Raw genomic sequence first — 19264 nt, 5'->3', positions numbered from 1 at the left:
GCGCCTTGGCCTTCGCGTCGACCTTCAGGGTCGCGGACTCGTTGATGGCGGCGATGCGCGCAGCGATGCGGTTCACGCGCCCAAGCCTACGAGGGCGTCAGTGCTCGACGAGCACGCCGTCCTCGTCCGCCCAGAGCATGGCGCCGGGCCGGAAGACGACGCCGCCGAACTCCACCGGCACATCCGTCTCGCCCACGCCGTCCTTCGCGCTCTTGCGCGGGTTCGAGCCGAGCGCCTTCACGCCGAGCTCGAGCCGCGCGAGCGCGGCGCGGTCGCGCACGGGCCCGTGGATCACGACGCCCGCCCAGCCGTTCGCGACCGCCGACTCGGCGATCATGTCGCCCATGAGCGCGCTCGCCATCGAGCCGCCGCCGTCGACGACGAGCACCGCGCCCTCGCCGGGCGTCGCGAGCGTCGCCTTGACGAGCGCGTTGTCGCCGAGGCAGCGCACGGTGCGCACCGGCCCCTCGAACCGCGTCCTCGCGCCCAGGTCGAGCAGCTGCAGCTCGAGCGACTGCAGCTCCTCGCCCCGCTCGTCGTACAGATCCGCCGTCGCTGTGCCCGTCGCGTGCGCCATCGCTCCGCCTCCCTCGTCGATCGCCCACCGTAGCGGCGTGGCGGCAAGTGGACAGCGGGTGCCCCGCCGAAGTATGCTGTTCCCTTGGTGGTTGACAACCGCCATGATGTCGCACGCCCCGCAGGTGCCGGCAGCATGGCCCTCCACCGGCCCAGGGCGGTGGCGCAATTGGTAGCGCAGCGGTCTCCAAAACCGCAGGTTGCAGGTTCGAGTCCTGTCCGCCCTGCAGAAGGCGCCCACGCGGCGCTTGACGGGCCTCGGCAGCAGCCGGGCCGAACGAATCGAAGGGTCACCAGTGGCTGAGAACGCGATCGAGGAGGCGCCCCGCACACGCGAGGGCGGCTCCCGCAACCCGTTCCTCCGCCTGTGGACCTTCCTCAAGGAAGTCCTGGTCGAGCTCCGGAAGGTCGTCACCCCGACCCGCAAGGAGCTCATCCGCTACACGCTCGTCGTGCTGGTGTTCGTCGTGTTCATGATGTTGCTGGTGTCGGGCCTCGACCTTCTGTTCGGCTCGCTCGTGGGCTGGGTCTTCGGCGACATCCCGCTGTTCGGCCTCGTCTGAGCCCGTCGCGGAACCTGAAGGAGAAGGTGGACTGTGTCTGACGTCAACGACCTCGACATCGAGCTGAACAAGGCGCTCGACGACCTCGTCCCGGGCGAGGAGAAGCCCGAGGAGACCGCGGTCGACCCGTACGAGGAGTTCAAGCGCGAGCTGCGCCTCAAGCCCGGCAAGTGGTACGTCATCCACTCGTACGCGGGCTACGAGAAGAAGGTCAAGGCGAACATCGCCTCGCGCGCCGAGAACATGCAGGTCGACGGCATCTACGAGATCCAGGTGCCGACCGAGGACGTGCTCGAGACGAAGAACGGCCAGGCGAAGCGCGTCAACCGCGTGCGCGTGCCCGGCTACGTGCTCGTCCGCATGGACCTCAACGAGGACACCTGGTCGGTCGTGCGCCACACGCCGGGCGTCACCGGCTTCGTCGGCAACGCGCACAACCCGGCGCCGCTGCGCTTCGACGAGGCGTTCACGATGCTCAAGCCCATCGCCGACGAGCAGCTCGCCGAGCAGCAGAAGGCGGCGCCCTCGCAGCAGCCCAACCAGCTCACGGTCGAGGTCGACTTCGAGGTCGGCGAGACCATCACGATCACCGAGGGCTCGTTCGCGGGCTTCCCCGGCACGATCAGCGAGATCCAGCCGGCGAGCCGCAAGCTCACCGTGCTCGTCAGCCTGTTCGAGCGCGAGACTCCGGTCGAGCTCGGCTTCGGCCAGGTCAGCAAGCTCTAGCCCCTCCCACGGGGCTGGATGCGGTCCCGGGCCACGCGTGGCCGCGCGACCGCGACACACCAAGAAGGAAGAGAAATGGCACCCAAGAAGAAGGTCACGGGTCTGATCAAGCTGCAGATCCAGGCCGGCGCCGCCAACCCCGCCCCGCCGGTCGGTCCGGCGCTCGGTCAGCACGGCGTCAACATCATGGAGTTCTGCAAGGCGTACAACGCCGCGACGGAGAACCAGCGCGGCAACGTCATCCCGGTCGAGATCACCGTCTACGAGGACCGCTCGTTCGACTTCGTGCTCAAGACCCCGCCGGCAGCGGAGCTCATCAAGAAGGCCGCCGGCGTCAAGAAGGGCTCGGGCGTCCCGCACACCACGAAGGTGGGCAAGCTCACCGCCGCGCAGGTCGAGGAGATCGCGCAGCAGAAGCTCGTCGACCTCAACGCGAACGACCTCGAGGGCGCGAAGAAGATCGTCGCCGGCACCGCCCGCTCCATGGGCATCACGATCGAGGGCTGACCTCGACGCTGCGTCCCGCAGCTCCGAGCCGCTCGGCTCACCAGTGGGAGCGCCGGCCAGGCGCGCACCGCGAACTCTGAACTAGGAGAACCACATGGCACAGAAGTCCAAGGCCTACAAGGCCGCAGCGGCGAAGATCGACGCCGACAAGTCGTACACCCCGGCCGAGGCCGTCGCGCTCGCTCGCGAGACCGGTTCGGCGAAGACCGACTCGACGGTCGAGGTCGCGCTCAAGCTCGGCGTCGACCCGCGCAAGGCTGACCAGATGGTCCGCGGTACCGTTTCTCTTCCTCACGGCACCGGCAAGACCGCTCGCGTCATCGTCTTCGCGCAGGGCCCCGCGGCCGAGGCGGCCATCGCCGCCGGCGCCGACGAGGTCGGCTCGGACGAGCTCATCGAGAAGGTGGCGGCCGGCTGGACCGCGTTCGACGCGGCCGTCGCGAGCCCCGAGCTCATGGGCAAGGTCGGCCGTCTGGGCAAGGTGCTCGGCCCCCGCGGCCTCATGCCGAACCCCAAGACCGGCACCGTCACCCCGAACGTCGCGCAGGCCGTGACCGACATCAAGGGCGGCCGCATCGAGTTCCGCGTCGACAAGCACGCCAACGTGCACTTCATCGTCGGCAAGGCCTCGTTCTCGCCCGAGCAGCTGGCTGACAACATCCACGCCGCGCTCGAGGAGGTCGTCCGCCTCAAGCCGTCGTCCTCGAAGGGCCGCTACATCCAGAAGGCCACCGTCTCGACGACCTTCGGCCCCGGCATCCCGGTGGACGTCACCGCCATCTGAGACCCGCGTCTCGCTCGAGAGCCCCGCTTCGGCGGGGCTCTCGTCGTTTGCGGGCCGATCGGCGACTCAGGCGTCGACGAGCCGGTGCTCGTGGGCGAGCGCGATGAGCTGCACCCGGCTCGGCACGCCGAGCTTCGCGAGGATCGCGCGGATGTGCGTCTTCACCGTCGTCTCGGCGACCCAGAGCCGCTGCGCGATCTCGGCGTTCGAGAGCCCGCGCGCGGCGAGCGCGAAGAGCTCCCGCTCGCGGGGCGTGAGCCCGTCGAGGATCGAGGTGTCGGGGACGGGCCGCACCCGCGCGAACGCCCGCAGCAGGTCGAAGGTCTCGGCCGGCGCGATCACCTGCTGGCCGTCGACGACCGCGCGGATCGACTGCACGAGGAACTCGGGCGGCGCGTCCTTCAGCAGGAACCCGCTCGCGCCCGCCCGCAGCGCATCCACCACCGCCCTGTCGTGCCGCACGGTCGTGAGCACGATCACGTGCGGCGGGGGCTCGGGCGCCTCTCGTCGGATCTCGGCGGTCGCCGCGATGCCGTCGAGCACGGGCATCCGGATGTCCATGAGCACGACGTCCGGGCGCAGCTCGCGCACGAGTTCGACGCAGAGCCGGCCGTCGGCCGCGGTGCCGACGACGTCGATGCCCTCCTGGCTCTCGAGGATCATCGAGAGCCCTTCGAGGAAGAGCTCCTGGTCGTCGACGAGCAGCAGCCGGATCACTCGGTTGCCGCCGGGCGTCGGTGACCGGTGCCAGGGTTGACCTTCGTCGCTCGCGACCAGCCGCCCGGTGCGGTGGTCGGACGCGCCGCTCGGCGCTCCGCCTGGAGGCGGGTGGCCTCGACGATCCAGGGTGCGACCACTTCCTCCGGTCGCACCGGCTCGGGCGGCAGCGGCACCGGGAGCGTCGCGAGCTGGTCCTCGGTCAGCGGTCTCGTCGGCGCGTCGTCGACCGGTTGGTACGGCAGGTGCGCGCTCACGACGAAGCGCTCGCCATCGGCGTCTATCTCGAGCGTGCCGCCCGCGAGTCGCACGCGCTCGTGCATGCCGGCTATGCCACGGCCCGCCGGTCGCAGCGCCGCTCGGTCGCGGATGGGGGAGGAGACGGCGAGTGTGAGCCCGGGACCCGTCCACGACAGCGCGACCACGATCGCGACGTCGGCGCCCCCGTGCCGCAGCGCGTTGGTCAGGCTCTCCTGCACGATGCGGTAGGCCGCGATGTCGGCGATCCTGCTCAAGTGCCCGCGCGTGCCGACGTCCAGCAGCTGCACGTCGGGCCCCGCCGAGCGGGTCTGGGCGACGAGGCCGGGGATGTCGGCGCTCGTGGGCTGCGGGCGTCGCGCATCGTCGTCGACGCGCTCGAGCAGCTGCCGAACCTCGACGAGGGCCAGCCGCGCCGTGTCGCTGATCGTCGTCAGCACCGGCCCGATGCGCTCGGGATGCGCCTCGTGCGTCAACCGCAGCCCCTCGGCCTGGGCGGCGAGCACGGCGAGCGAGTGGGCCATGACGTCGTGGAAGTCGTGGGTGAGGTCAGCGCGCAGGCGCTCGTCGCGCAGCTCGCTCTCGACCACGGTCGTGCGCGCCACGGCTTGCTGCTTCGCGTGCTCGGAGCGCAGCGCGTCGCGCAGCGCTCGCGCGCCGACGACGGCGGCCCACGCCAGCATCGCGGGCAGCCAGCCGCCGAGCACGTGGGCGAAGCTCGGTCCGATCGAGCCGCCCCACCACGTGGCCGCGACCGACGCCTGCCAGCTGATGGCGGTCGCGGCGACGATGGCCAGCGGGATGCCCGAGAGGAGCCGCACCGTCAGCGGCTCGAGCCCCCATGCGGCGAGGGCTGCCGCAGCGAACGCGAGCAAGAGCAGGAACCCGGAGAAGCGGGGCTCGGTCGGAGCCGCGGCGATGCTGCCGACGAGCACCGCGGCGAACGCGGGGAGCGGCCATCGCATGCTGCACGCGAGGCCGCCGAGGATGAGCAGCGCAGCCCCGAGCGCGAGCGCATCGCTCAGCTGGCTGCCCGCGATCATCGAACCGAGCATCACGATCGCGATCGGGGCGGGCCACCACGGCGCGCCCCGTCGCAGCAGCTGCGTCGTCATCATGCGGTCAGGCTAGGCGCGCGCAGCAGGCATCCGCACCGCATCTCTGCGCATCTCGTCCCGAAGGACGAGGGCGCGCCGGCGTCGGAGGCGACCAAGCGGGCGCAATCGTGACCCTGCCGTGACAATGTCCGCGCTGTCGAGCGGCTAGGTTGTCGGTACGCATGCTCGAGGCGGAGCCGCGGGCGATGCGACAGTCCCCTCCACGAAAGGTCCAGACCGTGAATCGATCCGCACAGCGGCGCCTGCTCGCAGGCCTCGCGGGAGGCGCCGCGATGACGCTCGCGCTCACCGGATGCGTGCAGTCCCAGCGCGACTCCGGCACCGACGGCAGCGCGGCGCCCACCGGCGACGTGAACTCGACGTTCATCTTCGGCGCATCCTCCGACCCGTCGGGCCTCGACCCCGCGTTCGCGTCCGACGGCGAGACGTTCCGCATCTCGCGCCAGATCTTCGAGGGCCTCGTCGGCGTCGAGCCCGGCACGGCCGACCCGGCGCCGCTCCTCGCGACGAGCTGGGAGTCGAACGACGAGGGCACCTCGTACACGTTCGAGCTGCAGGAGGGCGTGACCTTCCACGACGGCACCGAGTTCAACGCCGAGGCCGTCTGCGCCAACTTCGACCGCTGGTACAACTGGACCGGCCTCACGGCCACCGAGAGCCTCTCGTACTACTACGGCTCGCTCTACGGCGGCTTCGCCGGCGACGAGAACGCGCTCTACGAGTCGTGCTCCGCCGACGAGGACCTCACGGCCACCATCAACCTCACGCGGCCCTTCTCGGGCTTCATAGCGTCGCTCTCGCTGCCGGCCTTCGCCATGCAGAGCCCGACGGCGCTCGAGGAGTACGGCGCCGACGACGTCGGCGGCTCCGAGGAGGCGCCCGAGTACAGCGAGTACGGCGAGGCGCACCCGACCGGCACCGGTCCCTTCGTCTTCGAGTCGTGGTCGCCGGGCAGCGAGGTCGTGCTGCAGGCCAACCCCGACTACTGGGGCGAGCAGGGCCAGGTGCAGGAGATCGTCTTCCGCGTGATCGACGACCCGACCGCGCGCCGCCAGGCGCTCGAGTCCGGCGACATCGACGGCTACGACCTCGTCGCGCCGGCCGACACCGCCGCGCTCGAGGAGGCCGGCTTCAACGTCATGCAGCGCGACCCGTTCACGATCCTCTACCTCGGCATGAACCAGACGGTGCCCGAGCTGCAGGACGTGCGCGTGCGCCAGGCGATCGCGCACGCGATCGACCGCGAGGCACTCGTGACGCAGGTGCTCCCCGAGGGCACCGAGGTCGCGTCGCAGTTCATCCCGCCGGTCGTCAACGGCTACAACGAGGACGTCACCGACTACGAGTACGACCCGGCCCGCGCGCAGGAGCTGCTCGCCGAGGCCGGCTACCCGGACGGGCTCACGCTCACGTTCAACTACCCGGTGAACGTGTCGCGGCCGTACATGCCGAACCCCGAGCAGATCTTCACGGCGCTGTCATCGCAGCTCGAGGCCGTCGGCATCACGGTCACCCCCGTCGCCGACGAGTGGACCGACTACCTCGACCGCATGCGCGGCACGAGCGACCACGGCATCCACCTGCTCGGCTGGACCGGCGACTACAACGACACCGACAACTTCGTCGGCGTCTTCTTCAACGGCTACTCGAACGAGTGGGGCTTCGAGAACCCGGAGCTCTTCCAGGCGCTCAGCGAGGCCCGCGAGATCCCGCAGCCCGAGGACGCGACCGAGGCATACCAGGAGATCAACGAGCAGATCGCCCAGTTCGTGCCCGGCGTGCCGCTCGCGCACCCCGCCCCGTCGCTCGCGTTCAGCGAGCGCGTCACCTCCTACCCGGCCAGCCCGGTCAACGACGAGGTGTTCAACATGATCGAGCTGAGCGAGTAGCCTCGATCGGTCCACCCCGGATGCCGCGGGCCATCATCGGCCCGCGGCATCCGGCACGAGTGGCGACGACGCCGGAACCCGCGATGGACGACCAGGAGAGAACCACGTGCTGAGAACCATCGGCAGACGCCTGCTGCTGCTGATCCCGACGCTGTTCGGACTGACCGTGCTGCTCTTCTTCTGGGTGCGGGCGCTGCCCGGCGGGCCCGCAGCGGCGCTGCTCGGCGAGCGCGCGACGCCTGAGGCGATCGAGCGCATCAACGAGGCCTACGGCTTCAACCGGCCGCTGCCCGAGCAGTACATCACGTGGCTCGGGCGCCTCCTGCAGGGCGACTTCGGCAACTCGATCGAGACGCGCCGCCCCGTGCTCGAGGAGTTCGCCAACCGCTTCCCCGCGACCGTGGAGCTCGCCGTGATGGCGCTCATCATCGCGGTCGGCATCGGCATCCCGCTCGGCTACTGGGCCGCCCGCAACCACGGCCGGCTCATCGACCACATCTCGGTCGCCGGCAGCCTCGTCGGCATCACGATCCCCGTCTTCTTCCTCGCGTTCATCCTCAAGTGGGTCTTCGCGGTGCAGCTCGGCTGGCTGCCCTCGACCGGCAGGCAGGACAGGGGGGTGGATGCGACGCACGCGACGGGCTTCTACGTCCTGGACGGGCTCCTCACCGGCGAGCTCGACGCATCCCTCAACGCCATCGTGCACCTGCTGCTGCCCGCGCTCGCGCTCGCGACGATCCCGCTCGCGATCATCGTGCGCATCACCCGCGCGTCCGTGCTCGAGGTCGTGAACGCCGACTACGTGCGCACCGGGCGCGCGAAGGGCATCTCGCAGGGCGTGATCCGCAACCGCTTCGTGCTGCGGAACGCGATGCTGCCCGTCGTCACGACGATCGGCCTGCAGGCGGGCCTCCTCATCTCGGGCGCGGTGCTCACCGAGACGGTGTTCGCCTTCCCGGGCATCGGCGCGTTCCTCGCCGGCGCGATCTTCGCGCGCGACTTCCCGGTGCTGCAGGGCTTCGTGCTCTTCATCGCCATCTCGTACGCGCTCATCAACCTGATCGTCGACATCTCCTACTCGTTCATCGACCCGAGGGTGAGGATCCAGTGAGCGCCGTCGAAGCCATCCCCGCCCTCCCGACGCCCGAGGGCGGCGATCAGGGCGCCGCGCGCCGTAGCGGCAGCTTCTGGGGCGACGTCTTCCGCCGGGTGCGCAAGAACCCCGCCGCGTGGGTGGGCGCGGTCGTGGTCGCCGCGTTCGTGCTCGTCGCGCTGCTCGCGCCGCTGCTCGCGCCCTACCCCGAGCTCGCGACGCCGGGCCGCGAGTACCTGCGGCCGACGTCGCTGCCGGGCATCGGCGAGATCCCCGAGTTCCCGCTCGGCATCGACCGGTTCGGCGGCGACGTCGTCTCCAAGCTCATCTGGGGCGCGCAGGCGTCGCTCATCATCGGCGTCGTCTCGACCCTGTTCGGCCTGCTCGGCGGCATGGTGCTCGGCGCGATCGCCGGCGCGTTCGGTGGATGGGTCGACACGCTCATCATGCGGGTCGTCGACATCCTGCTGTCGGTCCCGCACCTCCTGCTCGCGGTCTCGATCGCCGCGATCCTCGGCAGAACGCCGCTCGCGGTCATGATCGCGATCGGCGTCGCGCAGATCCCGATCTTCGCGCGGCTGCTGCGCTCGTCGATGCTGCAGCAGCGGGAGTCCGACTACGTGCTCGCCGCCCGCACGCTGGGGCTGGGCACGGGTCGCATCACGATGTCGCACCTGCTGCCGAACTCGGTGGGCCCGGTGATCGTGCAGGCGACGCTGACCCTCGCGACCGCCGTGATCGACGCCGCGGCGCTGTCGTTCCTCGGCCTCGGCGGCGGGCGCCCCGAGACGGCCGAGTGGGGGCGCATGCTCACGTATGCGCAGGCGGAGCTCGCGATCGCGCCGCAGCTCGCGTTCCTGCCGGGCATCTGCATCATGATCACCGCGCTCGGCTTCACGCTGCTCGGCGAGGCGCTGCGCGAGGCGATGGACCCCCGCACCCGCAAGCGCTGACCGCGCCCACTGCCCCCGCGTCGCGCCATCGGCGCCCCCGGTGGCTGAGTGGCGCCTGCGGTGGCTGAGTGGCGCCTGCGGTGGCTGAGCGGCGTCTGCGGTGGCTGAGCGGCGTCTGCGGTGCGTGAGTGGCGTCTGCGGTGGCTGAGTGGCGTCTCCGGTGGCTGAGTGGCGTCTCCGGTGGCTGAATGGCGTCTTGGGCGGTTGAGCGGCGGCTGCGGCGGTTGAGTGGCGCGTGCGGCGGGTGAGTGGCGCCTGGGGTGGGTGAGCGGTCACTCCCGGCCGTCAGGGGCGCCTGTTGCGGACAAGCGTGCGCGCGGAGGCCACTCACCTGCGGGCGGCGCCAGTCACGTGCGGGAGGCGCCAATCACGCGCGGGGGCGCCACTCACCTGCGGGCGGCGCCACTGGCGTGCGGGCGGCGCCAGTCACGTGCGGGAGACGCCACTGAGGTGCGGGGGGCGCCGCTCAGCGTCAGCTCGCGATCTTCAGCTCGTTGCCGGGGATCGAGGCGAGGAGCTTGCGCGTGTAGGGATCGCGGGGGTTCGTGAAGATCTCCTCGCTCGTCGCCGCCTCGACGAGCCTGCCGTTCTGCATGACCGCGACGTAGTCGCTGATGAGCCGCACGACCGCGAGGTCGTGCGAGATGAAGAGGTAGCTGAGGCCGAGCTCCCGCTGCAGCTCGCCGAGCAGGCGCAGGATCTGGTCCTGCACGAGCACGTCGAGCGCCGACACCGGCTCGTCGCACACGATCACGTCGGGGGAGAGCGCGAGGGCGCGGGCGATCGCGACGCGCTGCCGCTGCCCGCCCGAGAGCTCCGACGGGTACCGCCTGGCCATGTCGGTCGGCAGCGCGACCTGGTCGAGCAGCTCGCGCACGCGGCGCTGCCGCTCGGTGCGGGAGCCCTTGCCGTAGAACGCGAGCGGCTCCTCGATGATCCTCTCGATCGTGAACATCGGGTTGAGCGACGAGTACGGGTCCTGGAACACCGGCTGCACGCGCTGGCGGAACTGCCTCTGCTCGTCGCGCGAGAGCGCGAAGACGTCCTTGCCCTCGAACCGCACCGTGCCGCTCGTCGGCGGGTAGGCCTTGAGCAGCATGCGGGCGGTGGTCGTCTTGCCCGAGCCCGACTCCCCGACGATCGAGACGGTCTTCCCCCGCGGCACCGCGAGCGTCACGTCGTCGACGGCCGTGAACGGCTCGCGCCGGCCGCGCACGTGGAACTGCTTCGTGACGTGCTCGAACTCGACGATGGCGTCCTTCGCCGCCGCGGCATCCGCTCCGCCGTCGCGATCGACGAAGTCCTCGGGCCGCAGGCGCGCCATCGCCACCGAGGGCGCGGCGCGCACGAGCGACTGGGTGTAGGGATGCTGCGGCGACTCGAGGATCTGCTTCGCCGGACCCTGCTCGACGACGCGGCCGCGATGCATGACGACGACGCGCTGCGCGCGCTCGGCGGCGAGCCCCAGGTCGTGGGTGATGAGCAGCACCGCGGTGCCGAGCTCGCGCGTCATCGTGCCGATCTGGTCGAGGATCGTGCGCTGCACGGTCACGTCGAGCGCGCTCGTCGGCTCGTCGGCGATGAGGAGCTGCGGGCGGCACGCGAGGCCGATCGCGATGAGCGCGCGCTGCCGCATGCCGCCCGAGAACTCGTGCGGGTACGACTTCGCCCGCTCGGCGGCGTTCGGGAGCCCCGCGGCCTCGAGCGTCTCGACGACCTTCGCGTCGACGTCCTTGCGCGTCGCGAGGCCGTGCGCGAGCAGCGTCTCGGCGACCTGCGAGCCGATGCGCGCGACGGGGTTGAGGTTCGACATCGGGTCCTGCGGCACGAGCCCGATGCGGCGGCCGCGTACCGAGCGCATCGTCGACTCGCTCGCGCCGACGAGCTCCTGCCCGTCGAGCGTGATGCTGCCCGCGGCCACGCGGCCGTTCCCGGGCAGCAGCCCGATGATCGCCATCGCGGTCGTCGACTTGCCCGAGCCCGACTCGCCGACGATCGCGAGCGTCTCGCCCGCGCCGAGCGACAGGCTCGCCTCGTGCACGGCCGTGACCGTGCCGTCCTGGGTCGTGAACTCGACCTTGAGCCCAGAGACCTCCAGCAGCGGCTTCTTCGCGTCGCTCATCCGACCATCTTGCACTGTCGGCGGCGGCTTCGCCGGATCAGCGCACCTTCAGCACGAGCTTGCCCCGCACGTGCCCGCGCTGCAGCTCGGCGAACGCCTCGTGCACGCGCTCGAGCGGGTACACGTGCTGCACCTCGACCCGCACGTCGCCCGAGTCGATGAGCCGCCCGATGATGCCGAGGTTCGACCCGTCGGATTCGACCTTCACCGACGACGCGCGCAGGCCGCGCTCCGCGGCGGCCGCGGCGTACTCGGGCCACGAGCCGGTCGGCACGTTGAGGTAGAGGCCGCCGTGCTTGAGGACGTCGAGCGACCGGGTGCCCGTGGCGTCGGCGACGTCCCCGACGAGATCCACCACCACGTCGACCTTCTGCAGCACGTCCTCGAACCGCTGCTGCGTGTAGTCGACGACCTCGTCGGCGCCGAGCGAGCGCGCGAAGTCGACGTTGCGCGTCGAGACGGTCGTCGCGACGTGCGCACCGAAGTACTTCGCGAACTGCACGGCGAAGTGGCCGACGCCGCCCGCTCCCGCGTGGATGAGGATGCGCTGGCCCGCGCGCGCCTTCGCGACCCGCACCACCGCATCCCACGCCGTGAGCGCCGCGCACGGCACCGCCGCGGCCTCCTCGAACGTGAGCGACTGCGGCTTCGGCGCGAGCGCGAGCGACGGGACGACCACCTGCTCGGCGTAGGTGCCGCGCGTGCGCCAGTGGTTCGCGATGCCGTAGACCGCGTCGCCCGGCTGCAGGTCGTGCGCCTCGTAGGGCGCCTCGGCCACGACGCCGGCGACGTCGCCGCCCGGCACCCACGGCAGCAGCGGCTCGACGGCCTTCGCGGCGCCCTTGCCGAGCACCGTCTTGAAGTCGATCGGGTTCATGCCCGCGGCGTGCACGTCGACGATCACCTCGGTGCCGAGCTTCAAGGGCGCGTCGATCTCGCCGATCTCCACGCGGTCGGTCGGCCCGAACTCCCGCACCAGCACTGCTCGCATTCGATTCCCCTCCAGGTCGCCTCGACGGTACCCCAGGCATGTGACGAGCAGATGTCGAGATGACGTCGGGTGACGCCCCCGCCTGAGCACTACAGTCGTGCTGTGCTCCAGCACCGCCGCTCCGACGCCGTCGTCGCCGCCCTCGCCGTCGCGAGCCTCGTGGCCGGCGCCGCCGTGATCGGCGACGCGCGCGCGATGTACGAGCGGTTCCTCTACATCTCGGAGCTCGGCGCGCAGCACATGCACTCCGCGGGCCAGTTCCAGATCGGCTTCGGCCTCGTCGTCGTCGGCGTGCTGCTCGTCGCGGTCGTCGTGCGCGACGTGCGCACGCACCTGCCGCTCCTGCGGCTGTGGGCGCCGGCCGCGGCCCTCGTGGTCGCGGGCGCGCTGTTCGGCTTCGCCGCGGCGGTGCCGTGCTCGCCCGGCTGCCCGTCGCTGCTCGGGCCGGAGGCGGAGCCGCGCGACTGGGCGCACATCGCCGCCGCGGTGCTCGCGTTCGTCGCGGGGTGCCTCGCGATGCTGCAGTTCGCGACCGCGACCGACCGCTGGGTCGCGCGGCTCTCGACCGCCGGCGGCGTGGCCGTCGGGCTCATCGCGGCGACGGGCGGCCTGCTCTCGCTCGCGGGCGGCAACACCGACGTGGGCTCGACGCTCGAGTTCGTCGCCGCGGGCATCGGCGTGCTGTGGCTCATCGCGGTCGCGGTGGTGCACTCGCTGCCCGCTCGGGGGGCGGATGCGCGGCGCGGCGCGGCGGACGAGCGCCCGGTGGGTGCGCAGGCCGCGTCGCGCGAGGCGGCAGCGCTCGGCGCGGGTCTCCAGCAGCCCTGATCGCTGCGGCGCAGCGCCCGCCGTCTCAGCGGATGCCGACGAGGAAGCTGCCGAGCTGCTGCCGGAACCACGCGAACATCGCCGCCTCGCCGTCGTCGCGCGCGGGGGAGACGAGCATGCGGCAGCCCAGCTCGTCGCGCCACGCCTCCGCCACGTGCAGCGGGTGCACCGGGTCGCGCGGGCTCGCGAGCACGACCGAGGGGGCGGGGATGCGCAGCTCGCCCGGGCGGTAGGCGGCGTTCCGCGGGATCTCGAGCAGGCGGATGCGGCGCTCGGCGGCCCGCGGCTGCGTGAGCTGCGCCTCGAGCCCGTGCGCGTGGGCGAGCGACTCGTGCGCGATCCCGCGCCACGCGCCGGAGCGGTGCAGCTCGGCGAGCGCGCGCTGCGGCCGGTGCGCCTCGAGCAGCCGGCCGATCACCGGGAAGATCGCGAGGTTGGGCGGCAGCGGCTCAGCCGTGAACGCGGGCCGCACGAGCGCGACCCGATCGAGCGGGAAGCGTCCGGAGCGGGCGATGAGCGCCGCGAGCGCGGCACCGAGCGAGACGCCGACGATCGTCACCGGCGTGCCGTCGCCGACCCGCGCGAGCTCGTCCGCGACCTCGGCGGCGAGCGCCTCGAGCGCGAAGTCGTCGGGCTCGCCGAGCAGCGGGTTCGCGCCGTGGGCGCGGAGGTCGGGGGCGAGCACGCGCACGCCGCGCGGCACGGCGCCCTCGAGGTAGTCGCGCAGCGCGCCGGACTCGGAGCCGAGCCCGTGGATCGCGAGCAGCATCAGCGCGCCAGGAGCTGCAGCAGGCCGTTCGCTCGGTCGACGAGCATCGCGATCTCGTCCTCGTCGCGCTCGACCCAGCGGTGGCGCGGCGGGCCGACCGGCACGAAGTCGACGTGCTGCTCCCACACGAAGAGGGTGCGCTCCGCTCCGAGCACGTACTGCTGCCACCAGATCTGCCGCAGGTAGTGCTTGGGGATGGAGGTGAACGGGCGGGAGGTCGTCTTGATCTCGGCGAGCACCGCGCCGTCGTCGCTCACGCAGTCGGGTGTCGCGAGGTGCCGCCGGTCGCCGGCCGAGTGGAAGAGCGCGTCGGAGGGCTCGAGGGAGAAGTGGTCGTGCACCCAGCGCGCGATGTGCGGCTCGCGAGCGCGGCCGTGGTCGGTGAACGCGTTGCCCGTGAAGCCGCGCAGCCCCGTCTTCTCGCGCGCGACGGCCGCGATCGCGCGCTGCGTGCTCAGGCGCGCGGCGTCCGTGCCGGTCACGCCGCCGGAGCGCGCGCGCAGCCACGCGACGCGATCGCTCGAGCGGGCGAGGATGCGGCTCGTGTGCGGCGCGGCGGGGGCCTCGTCGCCGAAGATGTCGAGCTGCAGGTCCACGCGTCCATCGTCCCACGCGGCACGCCGACGCATCCGCCCCGCGCCGACCTCGGCTCGACTCGGCGGCGCGGCGCTCGGCGCCGCCGCACCCCTGCGGTCCCGGCCGTGGTGGGATGTCCAGGTGGGGTATCACGAGCTCGGCGAGGCCGAGCAGGTCGAGGCGCTGCGCCCGGTGGCGCTCGCCGCCGCCGCGGCGTTCGGGCTCGAGGCGGAGCGGCTGGAGCCCGTGCTGCACGGCTACAACACGACGTTCGCCGTCGACGAGCGCGGCGGCCGCCGCGTGGCGCTGCGCGTCGGCACCAACTCCCACAGCACGCCCGAGCACGCGGCAGCCCAGCAGGCGTGGATCAGCGCGATCGCCGCGGGCACGCCGGTGCTCGTGCCCGAGCCGCTGCGCGCGGTCGACGGCCGCTGGTTCGCCGAGGTCGACGCGCCGCCGCTCGAGCGGCGCGTGCTCGTCACCGCCGCGTCGTGGCTCGACGGCGCCGACGCGGAGGAGCTGGGCCCCGACGCCGCGCGCGCCCTCGGCCGCGCGATGGCCGAGCTGCACGCGCAGGCCGAGCACTGGCGCCCGCCCGCGGGCACGTCGCTGCCGAGGCTCGACGCGCCGCTGTTCGGCGACGACGACCTGCTCGCGACGGCGCCCGGCCTCGCCGCCGAGGAGCGCGCCGTGCTCGACACCGCCCGCTCGAGGGCTGCCGATGCCTTCGCTCGGCTGCACCGCGGGGCGACCCTCCGGCCGCTGCACGCCGACCTGCACGGCGGCAACCTCAAGTGGCACGCGGGGCGGCTCGCGGTGTTCGACTTCGACGACTGCGGGCTGGGGCTCCCGGTGCTCGACCTCGCCATCTCCGCGTTCTACCTGCGCGGCGGCGACGACGCGGCCGAGCGGGCGATGCGCGAGGGCTACGCCGGTCGCCTGCCGCTCCCGGACGTCGACCCCGCCGACTTCGAGGCGCTCGTCGCCGCCCGGCAGCTGCTGCTCGCGAACGCGCTCCTCGCGTCCTCGACGGCGAGCCTGCGCGAGCGCGCGGAACCCTACCTGCGCACCGCCGTCGCGCGGCTGCGCTGGTGGCTTGAGACGGGCGCGTTCTCCCGCGCCGAGGCGTGACGGGCGGATGCGCGGGAGGCCGGAAAGGCCGCACACAGGGAGCGCATAGGCTGTGGGCGATCCATGCACAGGAGGATCTGGCCCAATGGAACGCATGACCGACTCCGCTCAGCAGAAGCTGCGGGCGCAGCCCCGCCTCACCCGCCCGGACGGCTCGCCCATCCGCATCGTCGTGGTCGACGACGAGCAGAGCCTCGCCGACCTCGTCGCCATGGGCCTGAAGTACGAGGGCTGGGACGTCCGGACCGCCGCGAACGGCCAGCAGGCGCTGCAGGCGGTGCGCGAGTTCCGCCCCGACGCGGTCGTGCTCGACATCATGCTCCCCGACATCGACGGGCTCACGGTGCTGCAGCGGCTGCGCTCCGCGGGCTTCGACGTGCCCGTGCTCTTCCTCACGGCGAAGGACTCCCTCGACGACCGCGTCGCCGGCCTCACCGCGGGAGGCGACGACTACGTCACGAAGCCCTTCGGCCTCGAGGAGGTCGTGGCGCGCCTGCGCGGCCTCATCCGCCGCACCGCCGCGGCCGCCGAGGAGTCGAGCGTGCTGTGGGTCGGCGACCTCATGATGGACGAGGACTCGTACGAGGTGCGGCGCGGCGGCCAGCAGGTCGACCTCACCGCGACCGAGTTCGAGCTGCTCCGCTACCTCATGCGCAACCCCCGCCGCGTGCTGTCGAAGGCGCAGATCCTCGACCGCGTGTGGTCGTACGACTTCGGCGGTCGCGCGAGCGTCGTCGAGCTCTACATCTCCTACCTGCGCAAGAAGATCGACACCCTCGGCCCGCCCATGATCCACACCGTCCGCGGCGTGGGCTATCAGCTGCGCGCGGCCGAGTGAGCGGCGTCCGCCCCCGGTGAGCCAGACCGCCCCGGCGTCGGCGGCTCAGCTGGGCCGGCGCATCCAGAACCCGTCGTCATGGTCGCTGCGGCGGCGGCTGCTCGTCGTCGTCGTCGCGCTGTTCGCGCTCCTGACCGCCGCCGTGGCGATCGCGAGCGTCATGACGATGCGCGTCGTGCTCGAGGCGCGCGTCGACGAGCAGCTGCTCGAGTTCTCGGAGCGCACGACCGTGTCGGTCGCGCGCGCGCTCGCGACGGGGGAGCGGCCGACGGTCGACCCGAGCGCGACCCCGAGCGGGGCGCTGCTCGCGATCGACGAGGGCGACGCGCTCGGCGACAACTTCATCATGAACCGGCTCGGCCAGCGATTCGCGCTCACCGAGCGCGACCAGCGGGTCGTGCTCGCCGCCGAGACCGACGCGGTCGCGAACGCGACCCTGCCGAGCTACGGCTCGTATCGCGTCATCGCGCGCGACGTCGGCCAGGTGCGCGTGATCACGGGGCTGTCGATGGCCGAGGCCAACCAGACGCTCGCGGCGCTCGCGTTCGTCATCGCCGTCTCGGCCGCCGCGGCGGTCGCGATCGTGCTCGTGCTCGGCGACTGGATCATCCGGCGGGCGCTCCGGCCGCTCACGGCCGTGATCGCGACGACCGAGCGCATCTCGCAGCTGCCGCTCGCGTCGGGCGACGCGCAGCTGACGAACCGGGTGCGCATCGAGGACCCTGCCTCCGAGGTCGACCGCGTGCAGGAGTCGATGAACCGCATGCTCGCGCACATCCAGGAGGCGTTCGACGCGCGGACGACGAGCGAGCGGCGGGTGCGGCAGTTCGTCGCCGACGCGTCGCACGAGCTGCGCACGCCGCTCGCCGCCGTGCGCGGGTACGCCGAGATCACGCGCAAGCACGACGGCGACCTCGGCCCGGACTCGCGTGCGTCGCTCGAGCGCATCGAGGCGGCCGCCCGCCGCATGCAGGCGCTCGTCGACGACCTGCTGCTGCTCGCGCGCCTCGACGAGGGCCGCGAGCTCGAGCGCGCCGAGGTCGACCTCTCGCTCGTCGTCGTCGAGTCGGTCGCCGACGCGCAGGCGGCCGGCCGCGCGCATCCCATCTCCCTCACGCTCCCCGAGGAGCCGGTGGTCGTGGCGGGGGATGCCCTGCGCCTGCAGCAGGTGATCGCGAACCTGCTCGCGAACGCGCGCGTGCACACGCCGCCGGGCACGCCGGTCGAGGTCGCGCTGCGCGCCGAGGACGGCGAGGCCGTGCTGCAGGTCGTCGACGCGGGGCCCGGCATCCCGCCGGAGCAGCAGTCGACGGTCTTCGAGCGGTTCGCGCGCGGCGACCGGTCGCGGTCGCGCGAGACCGGCTCCTCCGGGCTCGGGCTCGCGATCGTGCAGGCGCTCGTCGACGCGCACCACGGCACGATCGCGCTCGAGAGCCGGCCCGGCCGCACGTCGTTCACCGTGCGGCTGCCGCTGTGGGCGGGCGCTGAGGCGGCGGGCTTGCACGACGCATCCGTCGTGCCGTAGTCTGGTGCCATACCAAAGACCGCTGGTCGTTGCCGTGCGCCCGCAGGGGAGCGCGACAACCGAAGGCTCGCTCGAGGAGCGTCGTCCCGCGCAGGTGTGAACGTCCCGTCGAGGACGCCAGCTCCGTGCGCGTGCGCCGGAGCTTCTTCCATGTTCGGGCCAGGGCAGCCAGCAACGACGCAAGGAGCACCATGGCGAACAAGGAAGCTGCGGTCGCCGAGCTCTCGAACCTCTTCGAGAGCTCGAACGCCGTTCTGCTGACCGAGTACCGCGGTCTCACCGTCGGCCAGCTGAAGACGCTGCGCCGATCGATCAGTGAGCACGCGACGTACGCCGTGGTGAAGAACACGCTCACCAAGATCGCTGCCAACAACGCTGGCATCGACGCGTTCGACGACTCGCTCGTCGGCCCGTCGGCGATCGCATTCGTGCATGGCGACCCCGTCGCCGTCGCGAAGGAGCTGCGTGCCTTCGCCAAGGCGAACCCGGCGCTCGTGGTCAAGAACGGATTCTTCGACGGGAACCCGCTCACGGCCGACGACGTCAACAAGCTCGCCGATCTCGAGTCGCGTGAGGTGCTGCTGGCCAAGCTGGCCGGTGCCTTCAAGGCCTCGCTGTTCGGCGCTGCATACATGTTCAACGCTCCGCTCGCCCAGGCCGCTCGCGCGGTCGACGCGCTGCGGGTCAAGCAGGAGTCCGCGGCCGAGTAGGCAGCGGTCGGTACCAGAAACAAGGAGAAGACGATGGCAAAGCTGTCGACTGACGAGCTGCTCGAGCAGTTCAAGGAGCTCACCCTCATCGAGCTCAGCGAGTTCGTGAAGAAGTTCGAGGAGACCTTCGAGGTCACCGCCGCCGCTCCGGTCGCGGTCGCCGCGGCCCCGGCCGCCGGTGGCGGCGCCGCCGAGGAGGAGGCCGAGGAGAAGACGGACTTCGACGTCGTGCTCGAGGCTGCCGGCTCGGCGAAGATCCAGGTCATCAAGGTCGTCCGCTCGCTGACGTCGCTCGGCCTCGGCGAGGCCAAGGCGCTCGTCGACGGTGCTCCCGCCACCGTGCTCGAGGGCGCGAAGAAGGAGGACGCCGAGAAGGCGAAGGCCGACCTCGAGGAGGCCGGCGCGACGGTGACGCTCAAGTAGCGTCCCCCGCTCCAGCACGGAGGCCGCACCCGCTCGTCGGGTGCGGCCTCCGTCGTCTGCGGGCGCGGCCTCAGGCGGTGCGGCGCCGCTCGAGCGCCCGCCGGGCGACGTCGTGCGCGAGCGGCACCCAGCCGCCGAGCATGAGCGCGACGCCGGCCGCCGACGGC

The 19264-nt window shown here is 72.2% G+C and carries 19 protein-coding genes, 1 tRNA gene and 1 pseudogene; 14 read left to right on the top strand and 7 right to left on the bottom strand.

Annotated features, from left to right (window positions below):
- Positions 1 to 97: 97 nt before the first annotated feature.
- Positions 98 to 577: a ribonuclease E activity regulator RraA gene (rraA, locus tag NWP09_RS05500; RefSeq protein WP_258274528.1), complete on the bottom strand. Its 480-nt coding sequence runs from the start codon at positions 575 to 577 to the stop codon at positions 98 to 100.
- Between the two features lie 153 nt (positions 578 to 730).
- Between rraA and NWP09_RS05495 the strand changes: the two genes are divergently transcribed.
- The 5 genes and pseudogenes from NWP09_RS05495 (at position 731) to rplA (ending at position 3156) form a co-directional block, all read left to right on the top strand.
- Positions 731 to 803: transfer RNA gene (locus NWP09_RS05495), tRNA-Trp, on the top strand.
- 69 nt (positions 804 to 872) lie between these two features.
- Complete coding sequence (gene secE / locus NWP09_RS05490) at positions 873 to 1139, top strand: preprotein translocase subunit SecE (protein ID WP_258274527.1); 267 nt, start codon at positions 873 to 875, stop codon at positions 1137 to 1139.
- A gap of 60 nt (positions 1140 to 1199) precedes the next feature.
- Positions 1200 to 1865, top strand: a pseudogene (nusG, locus tag NWP09_RS05485) (transcription termination/antitermination protein NusG); the annotation flags it as partial.
- 75 nt (positions 1866 to 1940) lie between these two features.
- Positions 1941 to 2372 (top strand): 50S ribosomal protein L11, encoded by a 432-nt coding sequence (gene rplK, locus NWP09_RS05480; protein ID WP_258274526.1) that lies wholly within the window; start codon positions 1941 to 1943, stop codon positions 2370 to 2372.
- A 94-nt stretch (positions 2373 to 2466) separates the two neighbouring features.
- Complete coding sequence (gene rplA, locus NWP09_RS05475) at positions 2467 to 3156, top strand: 50S ribosomal protein L1 (protein ID WP_258274525.1); 690 nt, start codon at positions 2467 to 2469, stop codon at positions 3154 to 3156.
- A 66-nt stretch (positions 3157 to 3222) separates the two neighbouring features.
- On the opposite strand, the gene NWP09_RS05470 is transcribed toward rplA, so the two are convergent.
- Together NWP09_RS05470 and NWP09_RS05465 are read right to left on the bottom strand one after the other, a co-directional pair.
- The gene (locus NWP09_RS05470; RefSeq protein WP_258274524.1) at positions 3223 to 3873 is read right to left on the bottom strand and encodes a response regulator transcription factor; all 651 of its coding nucleotides are present in this window, start codon (positions 3871 to 3873) and stop codon (positions 3223 to 3225) included.
- Positions 3870 to 5249: a sensor histidine kinase gene (locus NWP09_RS05465; RefSeq protein ID WP_258274523.1), complete on the bottom strand. Its 1380-nt coding sequence runs from the start codon at positions 5247 to 5249 to the stop codon at positions 3870 to 3872. Before NWP09_RS05465 ends, NWP09_RS05470 begins: the two co-directional genes overlap by 4 nt.
- Before the next feature lie 272 nt (positions 5250 to 5521).
- Here NWP09_RS05465 and NWP09_RS05460 point away from each other — a divergent pair, with 272 nt between their 5' ends.
- The 3 genes from NWP09_RS05460 to NWP09_RS05450 all read left to right on the top strand — a co-directional run bounded on the left by NWP09_RS05460 (position 5522) and on the right by NWP09_RS05450 (position 9184).
- Positions 5522 to 7138: an ABC transporter substrate-binding protein gene (locus NWP09_RS05460; RefSeq protein WP_258274532.1), complete on the top strand. Its 1617-nt coding sequence runs from the start codon at positions 5522 to 5524 to the stop codon at positions 7136 to 7138.
- A gap of 106 nt (positions 7139 to 7244) precedes the next feature.
- Complete coding sequence (locus NWP09_RS05455; protein ID WP_258274522.1) at positions 7245 to 8249, top strand: ABC transporter permease; 1005 nt, start codon at positions 7245 to 7247, stop codon at positions 8247 to 8249.
- A gap of 14 nt (positions 8250 to 8263) precedes the next feature.
- The gene (locus NWP09_RS05450; RefSeq protein WP_258274531.1) at positions 8264 to 9184 is read left to right on the top strand and encodes an ABC transporter permease; all 921 of its coding nucleotides are present in this window, start codon (positions 8264 to 8266) and stop codon (positions 9182 to 9184) included.
- A gap of 472 nt (positions 9185 to 9656) precedes the next feature.
- Here NWP09_RS05450 and NWP09_RS05445 read toward each other — a convergent pair whose 3' ends face one another.
- Positions 9657 to 11306, bottom strand: coding sequence for an ABC transporter ATP-binding protein (locus NWP09_RS05445; protein ID WP_258274521.1), 1650 nt, complete (start codon positions 11304 to 11306; stop codon positions 9657 to 9659).
- A 37-nt stretch (positions 11307 to 11343) separates the two neighbouring features.
- Positions 11344 to 12297, bottom strand: a complete 954-nt coding sequence (locus NWP09_RS05440; RefSeq protein ID WP_258274520.1) for an NADP-dependent oxidoreductase — start codon at positions 12295 to 12297, stop codon at positions 11344 to 11346.
- A gap of 102 nt (positions 12298 to 12399) precedes the next feature.
- Between NWP09_RS05440 and NWP09_RS05435 the strand changes: the two genes are divergently transcribed.
- The gene (locus NWP09_RS05435) at positions 12400 to 13125 is read left to right on the top strand and encodes a DUF998 domain-containing protein (protein ID WP_258274519.1); all 726 of its coding nucleotides are present in this window, start codon (positions 12400 to 12402) and stop codon (positions 13123 to 13125) included.
- Positions 13126 to 13150: 25 nt separating this feature from the next.
- On the opposite strand, the gene NWP09_RS05430 is transcribed toward NWP09_RS05435, so the two are convergent.
- A complete protein-coding gene (locus tag NWP09_RS05430; RefSeq protein WP_258274518.1) occupies positions 13151 to 13894 on the bottom strand; it encodes an alpha/beta fold hydrolase in 744 nt (247 codons plus the stop codon).
- Complete coding sequence (locus tag NWP09_RS05425; RefSeq protein ID WP_258274517.1) at positions 13894 to 14490, bottom strand: YqaJ viral recombinase family protein; 597 nt, start codon at positions 14488 to 14490, stop codon at positions 13894 to 13896. Before NWP09_RS05425 ends, NWP09_RS05430 begins: the two co-directional genes overlap by 1 nt.
- A gap of 121 nt (positions 14491 to 14611) precedes the next feature.
- On the opposite strand from NWP09_RS05425, the gene NWP09_RS05420 reads away from it, so the two are divergent.
- The 5 genes from NWP09_RS05420 (at position 14612) to rplL (ending at position 19097) form a co-directional block, all read left to right on the top strand.
- Positions 14612 to 15601 (top strand): phosphotransferase enzyme family protein, encoded by a 990-nt coding sequence (locus NWP09_RS05420; protein ID WP_258274516.1) that lies wholly within the window; start codon positions 14612 to 14614, stop codon positions 15599 to 15601.
- Between the two features lie 94 nt (positions 15602 to 15695).
- Entirely contained in the window at positions 15696 to 16439 is a 744-nt protein-coding gene (locus NWP09_RS05415) for a response regulator transcription factor (RefSeq protein WP_258274530.1), read from the top strand.
- Between the two features lie 16 nt (positions 16440 to 16455).
- A complete protein-coding gene (locus tag NWP09_RS05410) occupies positions 16456 to 17964 on the top strand; it encodes a cell wall metabolism sensor histidine kinase WalK (RefSeq protein ID WP_258274515.1) in 1509 nt (502 codons plus the stop codon).
- A gap of 191 nt (positions 17965 to 18155) precedes the next feature.
- Entirely contained in the window at positions 18156 to 18674 is a 519-nt protein-coding gene (rplJ, locus tag NWP09_RS05405; protein ID WP_258274529.1) for a 50S ribosomal protein L10, read from the top strand.
- A gap of 33 nt (positions 18675 to 18707) precedes the next feature.
- Positions 18708 to 19097, top strand: coding sequence for a 50S ribosomal protein L7/L12 (gene rplL / locus NWP09_RS05400; protein ID WP_258274514.1), 390 nt, complete (start codon positions 18708 to 18710; stop codon positions 19095 to 19097).
- Positions 19098 to 19264: the final 167 nt, after the last annotated feature.

Origin of the sequence: Agrococcus sp. HG114 (genome assembly GCF_024723325.1) — a bacterium.
Classification (GTDB): domain Bacteria; phylum Actinomycetota; class Actinomycetes; order Actinomycetales; family Microbacteriaceae; genus Agrococcus.
Note: the sequence above shows the minus strand (reverse complement) of the source record. Positions and strands in the feature narration are given on the sequence as shown.

Excerpts from the sequence above, each read along its gene's own strand:
- rraA (WP_258274528.1), bottom strand. The coding sequence starts at position 577 with ATGGCGCACGCGACGGGCACAGCGACGGCGGATCTGTACGACGAGCGG.
- rplK (WP_258274526.1), top strand. The coding sequence starts at position 1,941 with ATGGCACCCAAGAAGAAGGTCACGGGTCTGATCAAGCTGCAGATCCAG.
- rplA (WP_258274525.1), top strand. The coding sequence starts at position 2,467 with ATGGCACAGAAGTCCAAGGCCTACAAGGCCGCAGCGGCGAAGATCGAC.
- NWP09_RS05465 (WP_258274523.1), bottom strand. The coding sequence starts at position 5,249 with ATGATGACGACGCAGCTGCTGCGACGGGGCGCGCCGTGGTGGCCCGCC.
- NWP09_RS05460 (WP_258274532.1), top strand. The coding sequence starts at position 5,522 with ATGACGCTCGCGCTCACCGGATGCGTGCAGTCCCAGCGCGACTCCGGC.
- NWP09_RS05445 (WP_258274521.1), bottom strand. The coding sequence starts at position 11,306 with ATGAGCGACGCGAAGAAGCCGCTGCTGGAGGTCTCTGGGCTCAAGGTC.
- NWP09_RS05440 (WP_258274520.1), bottom strand. The coding sequence starts at position 12,297 with ATGCGAGCAGTGCTGGTGCGGGAGTTCGGGCCGACCGACCGCGTGGAG.
- NWP09_RS05430 (WP_258274518.1), bottom strand. The coding sequence starts at position 13,894 with ATGCTGCTCGCGATCCACGGGCTCGGCTCCGAGTCCGGCGCGCTGCGC.
- NWP09_RS05415 (WP_258274530.1), top strand. The coding sequence starts at position 15,696 with ATGACCGACTCCGCTCAGCAGAAGCTGCGGGCGCAGCCCCGCCTCACC.
- rplJ (WP_258274529.1), top strand. The coding sequence starts at position 18,156 with ATGGCGAACAAGGAAGCTGCGGTCGCCGAGCTCTCGAACCTCTTCGAG.
- rplL (WP_258274514.1), top strand. The coding sequence starts at position 18,708 with ATGGCAAAGCTGTCGACTGACGAGCTGCTCGAGCAGTTCAAGGAGCTC.